The organism is Acinetobacter sp. L-24 (assembly GCF_056857555.1).
Map to the genome: position 1 here is coordinate 138,139 of NZ_JBSXNI010000043.1, position 19,489 is coordinate 157,627.

18 protein-coding genes and 1 tRNA gene are annotated in these 19,489 nt (G+C 44.0%); 11 read left to right on the forward strand and 8 right to left on the reverse strand.

The genetic code is table 11. The features are described from left to right. Positions 1-11: 11 nt before the first annotated feature. The 5 genes from AC13CK_RS10965 to putP all read left to right on the forward strand — a co-directional run bounded on the left by AC13CK_RS10965 (position 12) and on the right by putP (position 4,769). Positions 12-641 carry a 1-acyl-sn-glycerol-3-phosphate acyltransferase gene (locus tag AC13CK_RS10965; RefSeq protein WP_425879664.1) on the forward strand — a complete coding sequence of 210 codons (630 nt, stop codon included), beginning with the start codon at positions 12-14 and terminating at the stop codon, positions 639-641. Between the two features lie 63 nt (positions 642-704). Continuing rightward, a complete protein-coding gene (locus AC13CK_RS10970; RefSeq protein WP_425879662.1) occupies positions 705-1,622 on the forward strand; it encodes a patatin-like phospholipase family protein in 918 nt (305 codons plus the stop codon). Between the two features lie 102 nt (positions 1,623-1,724). Then, a complete protein-coding gene (locus AC13CK_RS10975; RefSeq protein ID WP_005104688.1) occupies positions 1,725-2,198 on the forward strand; it encodes an NfeD family protein in 474 nt (157 codons plus the stop codon). A 12-nt stretch (positions 2,199-2,210) separates the two neighbouring features. After that, complete coding sequence (locus AC13CK_RS10980) at positions 2,211-3,065, forward strand: SPFH domain-containing protein (RefSeq protein ID WP_004279377.1); 855 nt, start codon at positions 2,211-2,213, stop codon at positions 3,063-3,065. A 213-nt stretch (positions 3,066-3,278) separates the two neighbouring features. Next, complete coding sequence (putP, locus tag AC13CK_RS10985; RefSeq protein WP_044111220.1) at positions 3,279-4,769, forward strand: sodium/proline symporter PutP; 1,491 nt, start codon at positions 3,279-3,281, stop codon at positions 4,767-4,769. A gap of 81 nt (positions 4,770-4,850) precedes the next feature. On the opposite strand, the gene AC13CK_RS10990 is transcribed toward putP, so the two are convergent. Beyond that, complete coding sequence (locus tag AC13CK_RS10990) at positions 4,851-5,756, reverse strand: polyprenyl synthetase family protein (protein ID WP_482831195.1); 906 nt, start codon at positions 5,754-5,756, stop codon at positions 4,851-4,853. Between the two features lie 224 nt (positions 5,757-5,980). Beyond that, complete coding sequence (gene prpF / locus AC13CK_RS10995) at positions 5,981-7,171, reverse strand: 2-methylaconitate cis-trans isomerase PrpF (protein WP_482831196.1); 1,191 nt, start codon at positions 7,169-7,171, stop codon at positions 5,981-5,983. Between the two features lie 332 nt (positions 7,172-7,503). Between prpF and AC13CK_RS11000 the strand changes: the two genes are divergently transcribed. The 4 genes from AC13CK_RS11000 to AC13CK_RS11015 all read left to right on the forward strand — a co-directional run bounded on the left by AC13CK_RS11000 (position 7,504) and on the right by AC13CK_RS11015 (position 12,117). Continuing rightward, complete coding sequence (locus AC13CK_RS11000) at positions 7,504-8,859, forward strand: amino acid permease (RefSeq protein WP_482831197.1); 1,356 nt, start codon at positions 7,504-7,506, stop codon at positions 8,857-8,859. Positions 8,860-8,949: 90 nt separating this feature from the next. After that, positions 8,950-9,025: transfer RNA gene (locus tag AC13CK_RS11005), tRNA-Arg, on the forward strand. A 340-nt stretch (positions 9,026-9,365) separates the two neighbouring features. Beyond that, entirely contained in the window at positions 9,366-10,610 is a 1,245-nt protein-coding gene (locus AC13CK_RS11010) for an OmpP1/FadL family transporter (RefSeq protein ID WP_178928423.1), read from the forward strand. 328 nt (positions 10,611-10,938) lie between these two features. Next, entirely contained in the window at positions 10,939-12,117 is a 1,179-nt protein-coding gene (locus tag AC13CK_RS11015; RefSeq protein ID WP_311203660.1) for an OmpP1/FadL family transporter, read from the forward strand. 60 nt (positions 12,118-12,177) lie between these two features. Here the strand turns inward: AC13CK_RS11015 and thrH are convergent, their stop codons facing one another. After that, positions 12,178-12,795, reverse strand: coding sequence for a bifunctional phosphoserine phosphatase/homoserine phosphotransferase ThrH (thrH, locus tag AC13CK_RS11020; protein ID WP_311203661.1), 618 nt, complete (start codon positions 12,793-12,795; stop codon positions 12,178-12,180). Positions 12,796-12,999: 204 nt separating this feature from the next. Between thrH and AC13CK_RS11025 the strand changes: the two genes are divergently transcribed. Together AC13CK_RS11025 and AC13CK_RS11030 are read left to right on the forward strand one after the other, a co-directional pair. Next, positions 13,000-13,734 (forward strand): phosphoadenylyl-sulfate reductase, encoded by a 735-nt coding sequence (locus AC13CK_RS11025; protein ID WP_482831198.1) that lies wholly within the window; start codon positions 13,000-13,002, stop codon positions 13,732-13,734. 461 nt (positions 13,735-14,195) lie between these two features. Beyond that, positions 14,196-15,578 (forward strand): WS/DGAT/MGAT family O-acyltransferase, encoded by a 1,383-nt coding sequence (locus tag AC13CK_RS11030; protein WP_005104698.1) that lies wholly within the window; start codon positions 14,196-14,198, stop codon positions 15,576-15,578. Between the two features lie 208 nt (positions 15,579-15,786). On the opposite strand, the gene AC13CK_RS11035 is transcribed toward AC13CK_RS11030, so the two are convergent. The 5 genes from AC13CK_RS11035 to mreC all read right to left on the reverse strand — a co-directional run bounded on the left by AC13CK_RS11035 (position 15,787) and on the right by mreC (position 19,475). Then, positions 15,787-15,960 (reverse strand): PA1571 family protein, encoded by a 174-nt coding sequence (locus AC13CK_RS11035; protein WP_004646222.1) that lies wholly within the window; start codon positions 15,958-15,960, stop codon positions 15,787-15,789. A 132-nt stretch (positions 15,961-16,092) separates the two neighbouring features. Further along, positions 16,093-17,547, reverse strand: coding sequence for a ribonuclease G (gene rng / locus AC13CK_RS11040; RefSeq protein ID WP_004646221.1), 1,455 nt, complete (start codon positions 17,545-17,547; stop codon positions 16,093-16,095). Positions 17,548-17,585: 38 nt separating this feature from the next. Continuing rightward, complete coding sequence (locus AC13CK_RS11045; RefSeq protein ID WP_425879650.1) at positions 17,586-18,152, reverse strand: Maf-like protein; 567 nt, start codon at positions 18,150-18,152, stop codon at positions 17,586-17,588. Further along, a complete protein-coding gene (gene mreD, locus AC13CK_RS11050; RefSeq protein WP_004279364.1) occupies positions 18,140-18,631 on the reverse strand; it encodes a rod shape-determining protein MreD in 492 nt (163 codons plus the stop codon). Before mreD ends, AC13CK_RS11045 begins: the two co-directional genes overlap by 13 nt. After that, positions 18,618-19,475, reverse strand: a complete 858-nt coding sequence (gene mreC / locus AC13CK_RS11055) for a rod shape-determining protein MreC (RefSeq protein ID WP_004279362.1) — start codon at positions 19,473-19,475, stop codon at positions 18,618-18,620. The genes mreD and mreC overlap by 14 nt, the downstream gene beginning before the upstream one ends. Positions 19,476-19,489 lie beyond the last annotated feature (14 nt).

Sequence of the window (19,489 nt, forward strand, 5' to 3'; positions counted from 1 at the left end):
GGACAAAAGCAATGGCCCAAATACGTTTCCCCCAACTCCCGCAGCATGTGCCAGCCCGCGGCAGCAAGCTAAGCCGGACTTTTTTCAGGCAGCTTTTTTTGGCCCAAGGCTGGCGTCTAGAAGGCGAATTTCCAGACTTACCTAAAGCAGTCACGATTATTTCACCGCACACCTCCAATATTGATGCCTGGCTCGGTTTTAACGCCCTACTTGGTCTTGGTATTCAGATTACGATTTTTGGTAAAGACAGCCTGTTTCGTACACCGCTAAAATCGGTTCTGGAATGGATTGGTGTGGTTCCGGTGGTACGTGATAGTCCACAAGGACATACCCGACAGATTGTAGACATCATTGAAAAATCAGAACAGATCTGGGTCGGTATGGCACCGGAAGGTTCACGTAAGGCACCGGATAAAATTCGCAGCGGTTTTTATCATATTGCCAAGGCAGCCCATTTGCCGATTGTGATGTTTTCCTTTGATTATGATATCAAGACCATTCATATCCTGGGCGTATACCATCTGACCGGTGATTATGAATACGACCTGGAACAGATTTATCAGCATTATCAAGGTAAATTCTCGGCCAAAAATCTGGACTGGGTGGCCAAGCCGTTACAAAAGCTTTTGAAAAAAGACTAGGCAAATACGCCTTTTTTTGATGTGATAGCCTGAATTTTGTTGATTTAATCACCAGTTTTTATAATGAAATTAGCTCGTTATGCCTTAATTGGCTGCCTTGGTTTCAGTCTTGCAGCCTGTGACAAAGCCACTAAAACACCTACGCCTGCCACGCCATTAAAAGCCCGTGAACCTGTCGTCGCCATTGCCCTCGGTGGCGGCGGTGCCAAAGGTTTTGCCCATATTGGCGTCATTAAAGTGCTCGAATCACACGGCATCAAACCGAAAATCGTCACCGGTACCAGTGCCGGTAGTTTTGTCGGTAGCCTGTATGCCAGTGGCAAATCGCCTTATCAGTTACAGCAGATTGCCCTGAATTTTAAAGAATCTGATATCCGCGATTTAACCTTGAACCGGCAAGGGATTATTGCCGGACAAAAATTGCAGGATTTCGTCAACAAGAATGTAGCGAACAAACCGATTGAGCAGTTCCCGATTCGTTTTGCGGCAGTCGCCACTCGTCTGGACAATGGCCGCAAAGCAGATTTTATTAAAGGCAATGCCGGACAGGCGGTCCGAGCCTCCTGTAGTATTCCGAATGTATTTGTACCGGCCGTGATTAGCGGTACCAAATATGTTGACGGCGGACTGGTCAGTCCGATTCCGGTCAAGACGGCCAAAGATATGGGAGCAGACATTGTGATTGCTGTGGATATTTCTGCCCGTCCGGATGGTAATAAAGCCTTGAATATGTGGGGCGTACTGGATCAGACCCTAAATATTATGGGACAGCAAAGTATTAATGAAGAGCTGAGTCAGGCCACTGTGGTGATCCAGCCTAAAGTCGGCCATATCGGCACTTTAGACCTGAAAGCCAGCAATGCCACCATTCTGGAAGGTGAAAAGGCTGCTCAGCTGAAAATCCGTACTATTGAAAAAGCCATTAGCAACTTTAAGCAGTCGCCAGCGGCATTTAAACCGCCACGTCCGGCAAAATTTTGATGCATGAATTTTTTATATTCATCTGCGGCCGCATCTGCTACATTGAAGATCAATCATATAAAGATGATGATTAATTAAATACTTAGCGATATAGGTCACGATATGGAATTAGTTCTTGAACCTTGGCACTGGTTTGTATTAGGCATTCTTCTGATTCTGTCTGAATTACTGCTGCCCGCATTTGCTGCCCTGTGGTTCGGGATCGGTGCCATCATGGTTGGCGTCCTGTACTGGATGTTCCCGATGATGGGACTAACGACCCAGCTCCTGACCTGGATCGTACTTTCTGTTCTGTGTACGCTGCTCTGGTTTAAGTTTATCAAGCCACTTTCCATTGACAAGACCAAAGCCGGTCTATCGCGTGAAGCGACCATTGGTCAGGTGGGCATGGTGATTCAGACTAATCTGGATCATGGGCAAATCCGGGTGCGCTTTCCGATGCCAGTTTTAGGTTCGGATGAATGGGAATGCCGAACTCTGGACCCAGTTCAGGTCGGAGACCGCGTTCGCGTCGTGGATATTCTGGGTAATGACCTGGTCGTACAACCTCACAGCACGAATTATCAAAATCAATAAGGTGAATAAGCTATGTCTGGTGGTTCTATCATTGTTATCGCGTTTCTGGCCTTTGTTGCGATTACCATATTTAAAGGTGTGCGGATTGTGCCGCAAGGCTACAAATGGATTGTACAGCGTCTGGGGAAATACCACACCACGCTAAATCCGGGTCTGAATTTTGTCATTCCTTATGTCGATGAAGTCGCTTATAAAGTCACAACCAAAGATATCGTTCTGGATATTCCTTCACAGGAAGTGATTACCCGTGATAACGCGGTCCTGCTGATGAATGCCGTGGCTTATATTAATCTGACCACACCAGAAAAAGCCGTGTACGGGATTGAAAACTATTCCTGGGCGATTCAGAACCTGGTACAAACCTCATTGCGTTCGATTGTCGGTGAAATGGATCTGGATGATGCGCTATCTTCACGTGACCATATCAAGGCACGCTTAAAATCCAGTATTTCAGATGATATCTCGGACTGGGGTATTACCTTAAAAACTGTTGAAATTCAGGATATTAAGCCATCTATCACCATGCAAACAGCGATGGAAGAACAGGCCGCTGCTGAACGTCAGCGTCGTGCGACTGTGACTAAAGCTGACGGTGAAAAACAGGCCGCGATTCTGGAAGCGGATGGCCGTCTCGAAGCGTCACGCCGTGATGCCGAAGCACAAGTGGTATTGGCGGAGTCTTCACAACGTGCAATTGACATGGTGACGTCTGCCATTGGTGATAATGAAATTCCAGTCGCCTATTTACTGGGTGAACAGTATATTAAAGCCATGCAGGATATGGCCAAGTCGCCAAATGCCAAGACCGTGGTACTGCCTGCTGATGTGCTGAATACCATTCGTGGTGTCATGGGTCGCCCTAACTAATTTATCTTTTGACTTTATATATAGGCAGCCCGAGGGTTGCCTATTTTTATTGGCACAAGAAAATCTCAGCAAAAAATGTGAATTTATGGTTAAATTTCGCGTTTATTTTTGAAATCTACTGGATTTGATATTGCCTGGCTTTCGGATTAAAGCTTTTCGCAGCTATCTTATTCCTTGTTTCGATCTACTGTCCAACTTAAAAATGGATACCGTATGAGCTCCCTAAATCCAACCTTAATTACTTTTCTTTTCTATATTGTCGCAATGGTGGTGATTGGCCTGATGGCTTATCGCGCGACAAGCAACTTTTCCGATTACATCTTAGGGGGCCGACGTTTAGGGAGTTTCGTAACTGCACTTTCTGCAGGGGCTTCCGACATGAGTGGCTGGCTCCTGATGGGCCTGCCCGGTGCGATTTATCTTTCCGGTCTGTCTGAAATGTGGATTGCCATCGGTCTGATTATTGGTGCCTGGCTCAACTGGCTACTGGTCGCTGGCCGTTTACGCGTACATACCGAAGTCCAGCACAATGCCCTGACCCTGCCGGATTATTTCTCGAATCGTTTTAACGACCAGAAGAAAATCCTGCGTATTGTTTCGGCTTTCGTGATTCTGATTTTCTTTGCGATTTACTGTGCTTCCGGCATGGTCGCAGGTGCACGCCTGTTTGAAAGCATGTTCGACATGTCTTACAGTACCGCACTCTGGATCAGTGCCATTGCCACCATCAGCTATGTATTTATTGGAGGCTTCCTGGCAGTCAGCTGGACCGATACGATTCAGGCGGGTCTGATGATCTTTGCCCTGTTGCTGACACCAATCGTGACGTTGATGGCATTTTCAGATATGTCTCAGGTAACTTTGGCACTGGAAGCTGCTCGTCCTCAAGCAATGAATATTCTGGGTGATCTGAGCTTTGTTGCGATTATTTCTCTGCTCGCCTGGGGTCTGGGTTACTTTGGCCAGCCGCATATTTTGGTGCGCTTCATGGCAGCCGATTCGGTCAAGTCGATTCCAAATGCACGCCGTATTGGCATGACCTGGATGATTCTATGTCTGGGCGGTGCAGTCGCAGCCGGCTTCTTTGGGATCGCCTATTTCCAGCAGCATCCGGAACTGGCCGCTGCAGTGAATGCCAATCCTGAAACGGTATTTATGGAACTGACCAAAATCCTGTTTAATCCATGGATTGCCGGTGTGGTGCTTGCTGCCATTCTTGCCGCAGTAATGAGTACTTTAAGCTGTCAGCTATTGGTCTGCTCAAGTACTCTAACGGAAGACTTCTATAAATCTTTCCTGCGTAAAAATGCCTCACAAAAAGAACTGGTCTGGGTTGGCCGTTTGATGGTGCTACTGATTGCCTTGCTGGCGATCTGGATGGCGGGTAATCCTGAATCTAAAGTTCTGGGTCTAGTGGCCTATGCCTGGGCAGGTTTTGGTGCCGCCTTTGGTCCGCTGATTATCCTGTCATTGTTCTGGAAACGCATGACCTTGAATGGTGCTTTGGCCGGTATGATCGTGGGTGCAGTCGTAGTTATTTTCTGGAAGAACCTGTTTGCTGACACTGGCCTGTATGAAATCGTTCCTGGTTTTATCTGTTCAATGCTGGCGATTGTGGTGGTGAGCCTGATGGGTAAAGCACCAACAGCAGAAATTACCGACCGCTTTGAAGAAGCTGAACGCCTGTACAACGAAAGCAAATAATTGTGTAGCAACTAAAAAAGAGGACTTCAAGTCCTCTTTTTTATGGAATGCTCTTATAACTGAGAAGAAAAAATGTTCCAATCAGCTTTTGCGCGTGAGCAGGAACTGGGTAATTTGCCTCAACTCTTCCGCCCCTTCAAAATGGTTCAAGGCATTGATCGCCTGATCATGTAATTGCTCGGCATAGGCTTTGGCCTGCTCTAGCCCCATCAATGCCGGATAGGTCGATTTCTCTACCTGTTCATCCTTGCCGGCTGTTTTCCCCAAGACTTCGGTATCGGAAATAATATCCAGAATATCGTCCTGTACCTGAAAGGCCAGACCAATCGCCTGTCCAAACTCACGTAATTTAGGAATGGCCAGATCGGTACCCTCAAAAATAGTCACCGCCGCCATCATGATCGCGGCACTAATCAAAGCACCGGTTTTATTGCGATGAATATTTTCCAGTGCTTGCTGATCGATTTTCTTGCCTTCAGACTGCAAATCTAAAACCTGACCATTCACCATTTTCGAAGAAGCGGTTGCCAGAATCTGCATCTGCTTCAGTACAATGGAAGCTTCTACCGCTGGCCCCTGATCAAACAGACGACTGCTCAAAGTTTCAAAAGCCATAGACTGCAGGATATCACCTGCCAAAAGTGCGGTATCTTCTCCATAAGCCACATGACAGGTCGGCTGACCACGGCGCAGCAAATCATTGTCCATACATGGCAGATCATCATGGGCCAGTGAATAGCAGTGAATAAACTCGATCGCAACCGCTGCACGGCGCACTGCAGCACTATTCTGGTTGGGTTTTAATGCGGCGGTGGCATAGCATAGCGCTGGACGTACTCGTTTACCGCCAAGCATCACAGCATGATGGACTGCCGACCTTAAAGGTTCCGGGATGGCAAAAGCTTCCAGAGCGGTCAGTAAATCCTGTTGAATGCGGTGTTGTGCTTGAGTGAGTGCATGGGTTGATACGTCAGTGATAGATGACACATTCGCCTCGAATACGTAGTCCAGAAGAATAAAATGACAAGCGAATAAATGCCTGTACGCTGATCAGGCATTGTACCTAGAAATGCCTTGAATTTTCAGCCATAAATTGAATTGTTCTACTGAAATTTGCTATTCAACATCAAATAAGCACGTCAGAGATTTTAAACCATAAAAAACCACCGCAGAATCGGTGGTTTTATTCAGGCTAAATGTATGCACGGCATTTAAGCGAGAACATCTTCTGGTACGCGCACCCAGCCTTCCATCAAGACGCGGGCACTCCGGCTCATGATGGCCTTTTTCACTTTCCACTCACCATTTTCAAAACTTGCTTGTGCACCCACTCTCAAAGTCCCGGAAGGATGACCGAAACGCACCGCTTCACGCTCTACCCCACCTGCGACCCGGTTCACCAATGTTCCGGAAATGGCAGCTGCTGTACCAATAGCCACCGCAGCCGTGCCCATCATGGCATGATGGAGTTTACCCATAGACAAGGCCCGAACCAGAATATCGGTATCCGATTCAGTGACGGTCTTGCCACTTGAAGAGGTATAGCTACTCGGTGGTGCAACAAAGGCAATTTTTGGAGTGTGTTGTCGGGTTACGGCTTCGGCAATATCCTGAATCAGTCCCATCTGCTTCGCAGCATAGGCACGAATCGTTTCAAATTTTGTCAGGGCTGCCACGTCATTATTGATATGATCCTGAAGCTCTGTGCCCTTATAGCCGAGATCTCCAGCATTCAAAAAGACGGTTGGAATGCCGGCATTAATCATGGTCACTTCAAAGTTGCCAATATTTGGCACTTCCAAAGTATCGACCAGATTACCTGTCGGAAACATCGAACCACCTTCAGCATCATCATCAGCTGGATCCAGAAACTCGATCTGCACTTCCGCCGCAGGAAAGGTTACGCCATCCAGTTCAAAATCACCCAGCTCCTGCACTTGACCATCTTGCATCGGCACATGTGCAATAATGGTTTTCTGAATATTGGCCTGCCAGATGCGTACTGTGCACAACCCATTTTCAGGAATACGTTCGGCATCAACCAGACCATTGGAAATGGCAAATGCTCCCACTGCCGCGGTCAGATTGCCGCAGTTACCGCTCCAGTCTACAAAAGGACGGTCAATTGACACCTGACCAAATAAATAATCGACATCATGATCAGCGTGCAGGCTTTTTGACAGAATGACCGTTTTACTAGTACTGGAACTGGCACCACCCATACCGTCGATCTGTTTCCCATATGGATCTGGGCTACCAATCACGCGTAGCAAAAGCTGGTCACGAATCCGGCCAGGCTGTTGTGCTTCTACAGGCAGGTCATCCAGCTTAAAGAAAACACCTTTACTGGTGCCTCCACGCATATAGGTTGCAGGAATCTTGATTTGGGCGGCAAAACTCATGAATTATTTCATCCTTTGACTTGTCTTTGTTTTCGTACGGGTTATTCAATATTTATATTCAAAGTATAGTATGTTGAAAGCAGAACTGCTTGACTGCCAGACCTTAGTATAAAAAAACGGCATTTGTGTTTTATCCAAGAAAACAGAGAACTCGTCAGTTACACTTTCAATAAAATTAATATATTGATTCATTTATATTTTATTTCAGTTATTTATATGAATAATTTTTATTATTCCTCCAACAATATTTCATTCTTAGGATGGACTAGGCTTCTTTAGTCTGATCAATTACAATCAGCCACTTATCATTTTCCATTGTCGGGCTGAACACTTTGAATAACGAGTCTTCACAACTTCAGCGTGGCTTAAAGAACCGTCATATTCAGTTGATCGCCATGGGCGGTGCAATTGGCACAGGCTTATTCTTAGGTTCCGCACAGGTGATCCAATCTGCGGGTCCTTCTATTATTTTAGGCTATGCCATTGGGGGCCTGATTGCATTTTTAATCATGCGTCAATTGGGTGAGATGATTGTTCATGAACCTGTCGCAGGTTCATTCAGCCATTTTGCTTATAAATACTGGGGAAAATTTCCCGGTTTCCTTGCGGGTTGGAACTACTGGATTCTGTATATCCTGGTAGCCATGACCGAACTTACTGCGGTTGCGAAATATATCAATTACTGGTGGCCGCATATTCCAGCCTGGGCATCGGTACTGTTTTTCTTTATCGTGATTACACTGGTCAACCTCGGCAATGTGAAATTCTACGGTGAATCGGAATTCTGGCTTTCCATCATTAAAGTGACTGCGGTCATCTCGATGATTGTCTTTGGTCTGTATCTGATCCTGACTGCTGATCCTTCTTCAGGCGCATCTTTTAGCAATCTTTGGACCGCGGGCGGTTTCTTTCCGAATGGTTTTGAAGGTCTGTTCTACATGCTGGCCTTCCTGATGTTTGCCTTCGGTGGTATTGAACTGATCGGTATGGCGGCTGCAGAAGCTGAAAATCCGGAAAAAACCATTCCGAAAGCCATTAATCAGGTGGTTTTCCGTATTCTGATTTTCTATGTCGGTGCTTTGACGATTCTGTTGTCACTCGTGCCTTGGAATCAGCTTGAACTTGGTGGTCTGGACAAAAGTCCGTTCGTGATGATTTTCAGCCAGCTTGGCATTGACTGGGCAGCACATTTACTGAACTTTATTATCCTGACAGCAGCATTGTCTGTATATAACAGTGGTATGTACGCCAACAGCCGTATGCTATATGGTCTGGCTCAACAAGGAAATGCACCTAAAGTCTTCATGAAAGTGAATAAGCAAGGGACACCGATTCCCGCTGTATTGTTCTCTGCTGCGCTGATTTTCGGTTGTGTACTACTTAACTACTTCGTGCCTGAAGATGCCTTAAGCCATCTGATTTACATCGTAGTCGGTGCATTGGTATTGAACTGGGCCATGATTACCCTGACCCATCTCAAATTTATTCAAAGCATGAAAAAGCTGGGACAGAAGACTTCCTTCCCTGCGCTGTGGTCTCCGGTGGGCAATATTCTAGTTCTTGGTTTTATTGTTACGATTCTTTACATCATGTGGACGCAAGGATTCCAGGAATCCATTTTGATGATCCCGCTTTGGATCGTGGTCATGTTCGGTCTGTTTAAGTTACTTAAGCCTAAAAATACTTAGACAACTCCTGTAGCTATGAGTCCTTAAAAAGTTATTGCTCCGGCAATAACTTTTTTTTGATCTATTTTTCAGTAAATTCATCCTTCTTTTGTGCCCTTAGCTTAACTGGATAGAGCAGTTGCCTCCTAAGCGACTGACGTGGGTTCGAGTCCCGCAGGGCGCACCATCCTTTCAAAATGTGATCTATACTTCAAAAAATTAGCGTTAATCTTCATATTTTTAGAATATTTTTTATACAAAAAATCATTTTTTCTTCATTATTTTATTTCCTTTACTTTCAAATACTTATTTCAAAATGAGGCTATTTTTTGGTGTAAAAACTCTATTATGATTACTTTTTGAACTGATTAGTTATATCTAGAGCATTTACTCTTATTTTAATTGTGCTATTTTTGTGACACGGAGTAACAAATGATTTCGGTTAACCGACTTCTCCAAAAGCCAAAAAACATAAACACAAAATGAGCAACAAACATTTGCATTTGCACCTCAAGGAAAGACGTAGAATGAAATTAAAGACATTAACGACAGCAATGATTTTAGCAACTGTACCAATGACCGGGGCATTTGCCGCTGCTCTAGATCGTTCAGGTCAGTCAATCTCTGCATTCTTGCAACCTGGTAACTATTTTGAAGCAGGTATTTCTGTATTAGATCCAGATGTATCTGGGAAGGCTATTTCAACTGCTGGTGGCGGCAATCTTTCTGACATGGGAGATGATTACTACTTCCCCTCAGCTGCTCTTAAATTACAAGTAACAGACCACTTCTCATTTGGTTTGATCTATGACCAACCATTTGGTGCTGATGCTGCATACTCAACAAGTGACCCACTTGTTGGTCTCAATACAGGTTTGTTCCACTTAAACGGTGAAGCAACTGAAGTAGAAGTTGACACTCAAAGTTTGTCTATGATTTTTGGTTTCCAGCCAAATGAAAATTTCAACATTTATGCTGGTCCTGTTTATCAAACAATTAAAGGTAATGTTCAATTACGTGGTGCGGCATATGGTTCAGCTAACGGCCTTGGCTTATATAATGCTGATTTAGATGAAGATGGTGCAGTTGGCTGGTTAGCTGGCTTTGCTTATCAAATTCCTGAAATTGCTTTAAAAACATCTATCACTTATCGCTCTGAAATTGACCACAAAGCATCTGCTCGCGAATATGGTCAAAGTAACGTATTAGCATTTGTTGGCAGTAGCCCTGTTTACGATGTAGCAACAGATGCAAATATTACAACTCCCCAATCTGTTAACCTTGATTTCCAAACAGGGATCATGGCAAATACAGTTGCCTTTGCAAATGTACGTTGGGTGAATTGGAAAGACTTTTCTCTTGACCTAAAACAATTCGGAACTGTTGCAGATACTCTAGGTGCGCTAGGCCAGACTCCAGACAACCCAAATGGCTTTGATATTGTTGGTTATACTGATGACCAATGGTCAGCAAACGTAGGTGTAGGCCGTAAATTTAATGATCTATGGGCAGGTAATGTCTCAGTAGGTTGGGATTCTGGTGCAGGTAATCCTATATCAACTCTTGGCCCAACTGAAGGTTACTGGAATGTTGGCTTAGGACTTCAATATAGTCCAACACCTGCAACCTTTATCGCTGGTGGTGTTAAATACTTCTGGTTAGGCGATGCAAAAGCGCAAGCCGCATCTAACTTTGGATCAGATACTTATGTTGCAGAATTTAATGACAATGATGCTTTAGCTTATGGCTTAAAAATCGGTTACAAGTTCTAATTACTAATACTGAAAAAACCATCTGCAAAGATGGTTTTTTCATTTTCAACAATGACACCTACGCTCTTTTTTATACACTTGTGATTCATTTGAGCAATAAACAAACACTTAAACATTTTGCATAATATTCAATCAGCCACTCAGCATCTAAAAATAAATCCATATAAATCATAAAATTAATATTTTTTTTAGTGTTTTTACTCTACACAAGTACAATTTTTAACTTTTCAGTTCATTTTACAACCGTAGTTGAGCATTTACTCTTTTTGTATTTATGTTACTTTTCGTGCCAATCACTTACATAAAGCTACAACAAGGAATGTTCCCTATGAAGCTTACAGCTCTTCGCTCGGCTATTTTGCTCAGCTTAATCCCAACAACTTCTGTCATAGCTGGCGGTCTAGATCGATCTGGGCAATCAATGTCTGCTTTTTTTCAATCGGGCAACTATGCTGAAGCTGGTTTTACAGTAATTGATCCAACAATTGAAGGTAAAGACCTTCCTCCTAGAGGAAGTAATAAATCTGTCAGCGATATGGGCGAAGACTATTATTTCCCTACTGCTGCTGTAAAAGTGCAAGCAACAGATCAAATTTCTTTGGGCTTACTTTATGATCAACCATTTGGTGCAGACTCGCAATATGCACCTGAATCTAATGCTTTTGCTCAACAGAATACAGTAACAAATACATTGGAAGGCACTTCTGTTGAAGTAAAGACAAACAACATCACTGCGCTCATTGGATATCAGCCAAATGAAAACTGGAACTTCTACGCAGGCCCAGTTTACCAAACTGTTGAAGGCAAAGTTTCTTTACGCGGCACAGCTTATGGTGGTGCTGCAGTTCTAGGTAGTTATGACATTAAGTTTAAGGAAACAGAAGCCTACGGCTGGCTTGCTGGTGCAGCGTACTCAATCCCAGAGATTGCATTAAAAGCAGCTGTGACATACCGTTCTGAAATTAAGCATGAACTAGATACTACCGAATCATTTGGATTTGGCACAATTCTTCGTCCAAAAACTCAAACAGAAGTTGTTACACCGCAGTCTGTAAATATTGATCTACAATCGGGCGTTGCAAAAGATACTTTAGCATTCGCCAATATTCGCTGGGTACATTGGGACCAATTTGCAGTCAAACCGGCAGCATTGGCAGCGGCAACCGCAGCCAGAGGAAAAGCTCAAAATCTGATTGACTACTCTGATGACCAATGGTCGGCGAATATTGGACTTTCACACAAATTCAATAATAAATGGGCAGGCACAACGTCTATAGGCTATGATTCTGGCGCAGGTAACCCAGTAACGACTTTAGGTCCAATTGAAGGTTACTGGAGTGTTGGCTTAGGCGGTCAATACAGCCCGGCAGAAAACTACTTTATTGCTGCGGGTGTAAGATACCTTTGGCTAGGCGATGCTCAGGCGCAGACTGGAGGCACCGTAGTTGGAAGTTTTGAAGACAACACTGCAATTGCCTATGGTATGAAAATCGGTTATCGCTTCTAATTAATTCATAGATTAAATAAAAAAGGCGCTTATAGCGCCTTTTTTATTTACTTTGATTCTTTAAGCTGGAATATCACGCACTGAAGCATTACGAATGGCTTCTTTTAACGCGTCATAACCATTAATTGGCGGGAATTGCGGGAATTCTGCAATGACATTCTCAGGTGCATCAAACAGGAAACCTGCATCTGCTTCGCCCAGCATGGTGGTATCGTTATAAGAATCCCCTGCCGCAATCACACGGAAGTTCAAACCATGCAGTGCTTTAACAGCTTGACGTTTCTGATCTGGCTGACGAAGTTTATAAGCCGAGATCATACCTGCTTCATCTGTTTCCAGTTTATGACAGAAAATCGTCGGCCAATCCAGTTGCTTCATGAGTGGATGTGCAAATTCATAGAAAGTATCTGAAAGAATAATCAATTGAAAATGCGTACTCACCCATTTCACAAATTCTTTTGCTCCTGGGAATGGACCCATTTCTGCAATCACTTCCTGAATATCGTTCAAGCCTAAATCATGCTGTTTTAAAATATTCAGACGTTGGGTCATCAGTACATCATAGTCAGGAATGTCACGAGTCGTCGCTTCAAGCTCTTTAATACCGGTTTTTTTGGCAAAGTTAATCCAGATTTCTGGAACCAACACGCCTTCTAAATCTAGACATACGACTTCCATGAACATTCCCTCTGAGTTGTATTGAAAAAATTTTGCACTATCATAGCTGAAGCAACAGATTTTGTACTGTACTTTTTTAAATCTATTTTTTTCATAAGTATTTATTTTTTAGTGATAAGTCAACTAAATCAATTCTATTAAAATAGATGTGAAATTAATTAATATAGGCTATGTCCTTTCCAAGCCTATATCGCCAGGACTCTCATGACCATCATTCCTACTATTGATCGTATTGATGCGTTTGCATCTGAATATGCAGATAAATCGCCCAATGAAATTTTGGCACTTGCACTGAGCCAGCAGGGTGAAATTGCGATTTCATTTTCTGGGGCTGAAGATGTTGTATTGATTGATATGGCGTCGCATCTCGGTAAACCGTTCCGGGTATTCAGTCTGGATACTGGCCGTCTACATGCAGAAACCTATCAGTTTATTGAACGGGTGCGTAAGCATTATAATATCGAGATTGAAATCTGCTTCCCTGAAACGGATGCGGTACAAAATTTAGTGACCGCTAAAGGTTTATTCAGTTTCTTTGAAGATGGCCATCAGGAATGTTGCGGTATACGCAAGGTTCAACCGCTACGTAAAAAACTGGCCACGCTGGACGGCTGGATTACCGGTCAGCGCAAAGACCAAAGTCCGGGTACACGCAATGAAATTCCAGTGGTTCAGGCCGATCCAGGTTTTTCCGGTCCGGGAAAACAGTTGATCAAGTACAATCCTCTTGCCAACTGGTCCAGTGCGGATGTCTGGAGTTATATCCGTATGATGGAAGTCCCTTATAATGCCCTACATGAGAAAGGTTTTGTTTCTATCGGCTGTGAGCCCTGCACTCGCCCTGTGCTGCCAAATCAGCATGAACGCGAAGGTCGCTGGTGGTGGGAAGAAGCTACCCATAAAGAATGTGGCTTACATGCTGGCAATCTAAAAAAATAAAGTTAAGTTTTATCGTTCCTATTGATTAAAAGACTATTTTTGATAAAGATAGTCTTTTTAATTGATAATTTTACATTTAGTGACAAGATAGAAATTACCTTTTATCGGGATAATATTATTTTAATTAAAGAATTGATAAAATTTTAGCTCATTGATTTATTTGCATAAAATGTGAAATTGAACACAATGCTATTCTTCTAATAACACATAATTATTAAGTTACACTCCACTTCGCCTAGAAAATACTATTTTTAGAAATCTATTTTAAAACTAAAATTTTCACATTTCATAAACTTAGGAAGATATTTTGTTCTTGTCAATAGCCACTTTTTCACAGTTGAGGCAAGATAAAGCAGTTCATTTATATGCTAAAAAAGATATACTTTAAAAACTAAAGTAATAATTCTAACAAGGCCTTTTAGCAAAAAAGCCATAGAGAATGCAGTGAGGCAATCCACGCTATGCGTCCATTACATCCAATTGATTTTATTTTCTTAACTTTAGAGAAACGGCAGCAGCCTATGCATGTAGGTGGACTATTTTTATTCCAAATTCCCGACAATGCGTCAGCTTCCTTTATTCAGGATCTAGTCACGGATATCCAAAATTCGAAATGCTCTCCAATCCCACCTTTTAACAATTATTTAAACGGCCTGTTTTGGGATGAAGACCAGGAATTTGATTTAGATCATCATTTTCGTCATATTGCCCTGCCAAAACCGGGCCGTATCCGTGAATTGCTGACCTATATTTCACAAGAACATAGTGCCCTGATTGATCGTGCCAAACCTTTATGGACCTGTCATATCATTGAGGGCATTGAAGGTAATCGTTTTGCCATGTATTTCAAAATTCACCATGCTATGGTGGATGGAATCGCTGGCATGCGTCTGGTAGAAAAGTCGCTTTCACATGATCCAAATGCCAAGAGTATTGTACCGCCATGGTGTGTGGAAGGGCCACGTGCCAAACGCCTTAAAGCACCTAAAGTGAACAGGTTTAAAAATGTCCTGCAGACCATTAAGGGGCAACTGGAATGTGCGCCACGAGTTGCTTATGAACTGTCGCAAACCGTCATGAAAGATATGGGACGCAATCCGGATTATGTATCCAGCTTTCAGGCGCCAAGCAGTATTCTGAATCAACGCGTCAGTGCTTCACGTCGCTTTGCAGCCCAGTCTTTCGAATTTTCACGTTTACGTCATATTTCTAAGGCATTGGGCGTGACCATTAATGATATTGTCTTGGCCATTTGTTCAGGTGCATTACGTGAATATTTATTATCGCAAAATGCCTTACCGAAAAAACCGTTAATTGCTATGGTTCCAGCTTCTGTTCGCAGTGACGATTCAGATATATCCAACCGTATTACCATGATTCTGGCCAATCTGGGCACGCATAAAGAAGATCCGCTAGAACGTCTCAAGATCGTACGCCGCAGTGTGCTGAGTGCCAAAGAGCGCTTCAAACGCATGAATGCCAACCAGATTTTGAACTATAGTGCCTTTGTCTATGGTGCAGCAGGTCTGAATATTGCCTCCGGTTTAATGCCGACACGTCAGGCGTTTAACGTGATTATTTCCAATGTACCTGGACCACAAGAGCCCCTTTACTGGAATGGTGCCCGTCTTGAAGCACTTTATCCGGCTTCTATCGTACTGGATGGTCAGGCCTTGAATATCACCATGACCAGCTATCTAGACAAACTGGAAGTCGGCTTGACCGCATGTCGTAATGCCCTGCCGAAAATGCAGAACTTGCTGACACATCTGGAAGAAGAAATTCAACGTTTTGAACTTATTGTAGATGGCGAACCTGTCCCAAAGTTACGAGCGGTAAGCTAGCCGCGGATGAATAAATAAGATAGATGGACTGCCAAAGATGCTGATCATTTTTGCCAGTCTTTGAGCACAGAATAAAGGGACCGATCTGGTCCCTTTTCTTTATTTTTTGGAATCTTTTTAAATTATTTTAGAAATTTTGGATGACTTCTCTATTTAAACGTCTATCCAAATCATTTTTTGACAAGTTAAAAACAATGCACAAATATAATCAGCTTTTAATAGTACGGCACTGTTGTAATAATTGATGGCAGACGTTACGGATCATGCTCGCGGTAATCTGAACTTCATTACCGCGCTCATCAACGATATATCCCGCATGTACAGTCTTTGGTTCTAATACGTGTTTTAGGCCTTTATGGATTACTGCTTTACTCATACTCATCACACACTCCTTTTGCTAAGCCTGAAACTGGGAGAAACGGCTTTGGCTAATTCATGCATCTAGTATTGTAAATAAAGGCCCGGTTGTAAAATTTCAGATGTAACAAGTGTTTAACGATATTCTGTTACAATTTCAGCTGAGAATGATATCGTATTGCTCTTGCGTATACAGATTTTCCACTTGGAACTTAATCACACGATTAATGAAATGTTCTAGATCAGCGACTGCAGGCGCTTCTGCCGTCAATAATCGATCAATGACAGCAGGATGCGCGACGACAGTAAAGCCACTCTGTGACTCATAAGCACGGGCATAACGCAGAATTTCCCTAAATATTTCGTAACATACTGACTCGGCTGTTTTGACATAACCACGTCCCTGACAGGTCGGACAAGATTCACAGAGCAAATGTTCCAGCGACTCACGGGTGCGTTTCCGGGTCATTTCTACCAGGCCCAGTTCCGATACCTGAGTAATCTTGGTCTTGGCATGGTCACGTTCCAGCATGCGCTCAAACTGTTTCATTACTTCTTCACGATGCTGCGCTTCCTGCATATCAATGAAATCAATGATAATAATTCCGCCAAGATTACGCAGCCGTAACTGACGTGCGATGACATCGGTCGCTTCCATATTGGTTTTAAAAACCGTATCTTCCAGCGAACGACCACCAACATAAGAACCGGTATTGACATCAATTGTGGCCATGGCTTCAGTCTGGTCAATCATCAGATAACCGCCAGACTTCAATGCGACACGAGTTTGCAATGCCTTTTGCAGATCTTCTTCGACATTATACAAGTCGAAAATTGGCCGCTCGCCCGGATAATGCAGCAAACGGTCTTTCATGTTCGGGACAAATTCTTCGACAAATTCCTGCAACTTGGCATGAATTTCACGTGAATCCACGTAAATTTTAGCAGTTTCTTCATTGGCCAGATCACGAATCACCCGTTGCGGCAAAGGCAATTCTTCAAAGATCAAAGACGGTACTGCAATAATCTTCTGCTTGCGCTGGATATATTCCCAAAGCTTGGCCAGATAAGCCATATCCTGTGCGATGGCTTCTTCTTCAATCCCTTCTGCCGCAGTACGCACAATCACTGAACCCGGCAGCTTATGTTCTGCCTGAATCCGCTCAATGATGGAACGCAAGCGATTGCGCTCTTCCTCAGATTCAATCCGTTGTGATACACCTATATGATTGCCATATGGCATCAGCACCAAATAACGCGAAGGAATCGACAGATCGGTAGACAGGCGTGCGCCTTTGGTACCGAGCATATCTTTCATCACCTGAACCGTGAGGACTTGTCCCGGTTGAAGCAGCTCAAAAACATTCGGCGTCGGTTGATTGCGGGGCCAGACCATATCATTGATATGTAAAAACGCAGTACGAGAAAGTCCGATATCCACGAAAGCAGCCTGCATGCCGGGTAAGACCCGCACCACTTTTCCTTTATAGACATTCCCTACCAGGCCACGCTTGGCCGTACGCTCGACAAACAGTTCATTGACCGTGCCGTTTTCAATTAACGCGACCCGACATTCCATCGGCGTGACGTTAATCAACAACTCGTCAGACATAACTACACTCAAAACATTATAAGAATTCTTTTCAGCAGTTAATTTAGTGCCTTAACCGTCTGTAATAACTGTACTGTCTCATATAAAGGCAAGCCAACCACATTGGAATAACTGCCCTGTATTTTTGGAATATAACGTGCTGCAATTCCTTGAATTGCATAAGCCCCTGCTTTACCCAGTGGCTCACCTGTCGCCCAGTAACTTTCCATATCTGCAGCGCTCAGGATTTGAAATTCGACCTGTGTGCGTACCACTATACTGTATTTTTCATGCTTTGTACGAACACAGACACCGCTATATACATCATGCCACCGACCGGAGATTTTTGTCCACATTTCAATCGCATGTTGTTTGGATTCAGGCTTGCCCAAAATCTCCTGATCCACCCCTAGACTGGTATCCGCAGCGATGATGATGGCATCCGGATAACGCTCGGCCACGGCATCCGCTTTGGCTCTTGCCAGACGTTCAACATAGGCTGCGACCGACTCGCCTGCTTGTACCGATTCGTCAATTTCTGGGCTGTAAATATCGAAGCTCAGCCCGAGTTGCTGTAACAACTCGCGGCGCTGGGGTGAGCTCGAAGCGAGAATTATACGCGCCATTTTTTGAGCACATAATAAATAGCAGGCCAAACCAGAATACTGGTCAGCATCGGAATCCAGTGCCTTGCATAAGAAAATTGCACGCCAGCCACAATCTGGGAAAAAAAGATCATTAGCAGATGCGCGACAATCGCCAGCCCCATAATCACCCAGAGATTATTAAAGGTCAGAATACGGCGCTCACGGGTTAGAAAGCGGGCTAAAAAGGCAATAATGATAAAGCTCAGCGCATTCAGACCCAAAGGTGCATCCAGCAGCAGATCAATAAAAATACCGGTACCAAAGGCAAACCAGATCCCACACCAGGTCGGCTGGCACAGCACCCAGAAAAGCATGATCATCAGCATAAACAGCGGACGCCAGCCCGAGAGATTATAGGAAAGTGGATAGACCATTAAAATAGAAGCCACAATCACCGAAATGACAATAGCCATTAAAGGATCACGATGCTTTCTGGATTTCATCTTAGCGATTGACATGCGGTTGCTCCATCGCTAATGAATCGGAAAATAACACCACCACATGATGTCCACCAGCCAGTTGGGCTGCAGGCGTGACATCAATCTGGGCAAATTCACCGGAATTATGCCGTTGTACTTTAGACACCTGCCCCACCAGATAACCTGCCGGGAAATGTTGTCCCAAGCCCGAACTATAGACTTTTTCACCAACCTTGATATTGGCACTGGTCGGTACATATTCCATTTTTAAACGTCCCAGATCACCTGTGCCCGAAACAATGGCACGCATACCGGTATGTTCCAGGCGCACTGACAGTGAATGTTCTTTATCGGACAACAGCATGACCCGGCTACTATGCGGATAGACATTGATAATCTGTCCCATGATACCCTTGTCATCCAGTACCGTTTGCCCGACTTTCAGCTCGTTATTTGAACCCCGGTTGATCACGATAATATGCCGTAATGGATCGGCATCGGTACCAATCACTTCGGCAATTTCAATACGCCCATCAATGATCAGCGGCGTGTCCAATAGACCGCGCAAACGGGTATTTTCAGCAGAAAGTTCAGAGATTTTTTGTAAGCGTACCTGTGCCTGTAACAGCTCGGCCTGCATCGCGGTATTTTCCCGACGCAATTGAGCTTCAGACTTGGTTTGTTGATTCAACCACTCTCGCGACAATACCGGATAGCTGGCCACCGCATAAATAGGATTATAAGCAGCGTACAGGACATCCCTTGCAGGTTGAACAACATGCGGCATGCGCCAATCAAAGAAAAGCACCACCAAGCATGTTACCAATGCAATGATAAAAGAGCGAAAAGATGGCGGTTGTCGAGAAAACAGATGTGCTTGCACCCGCCGGATCCTTT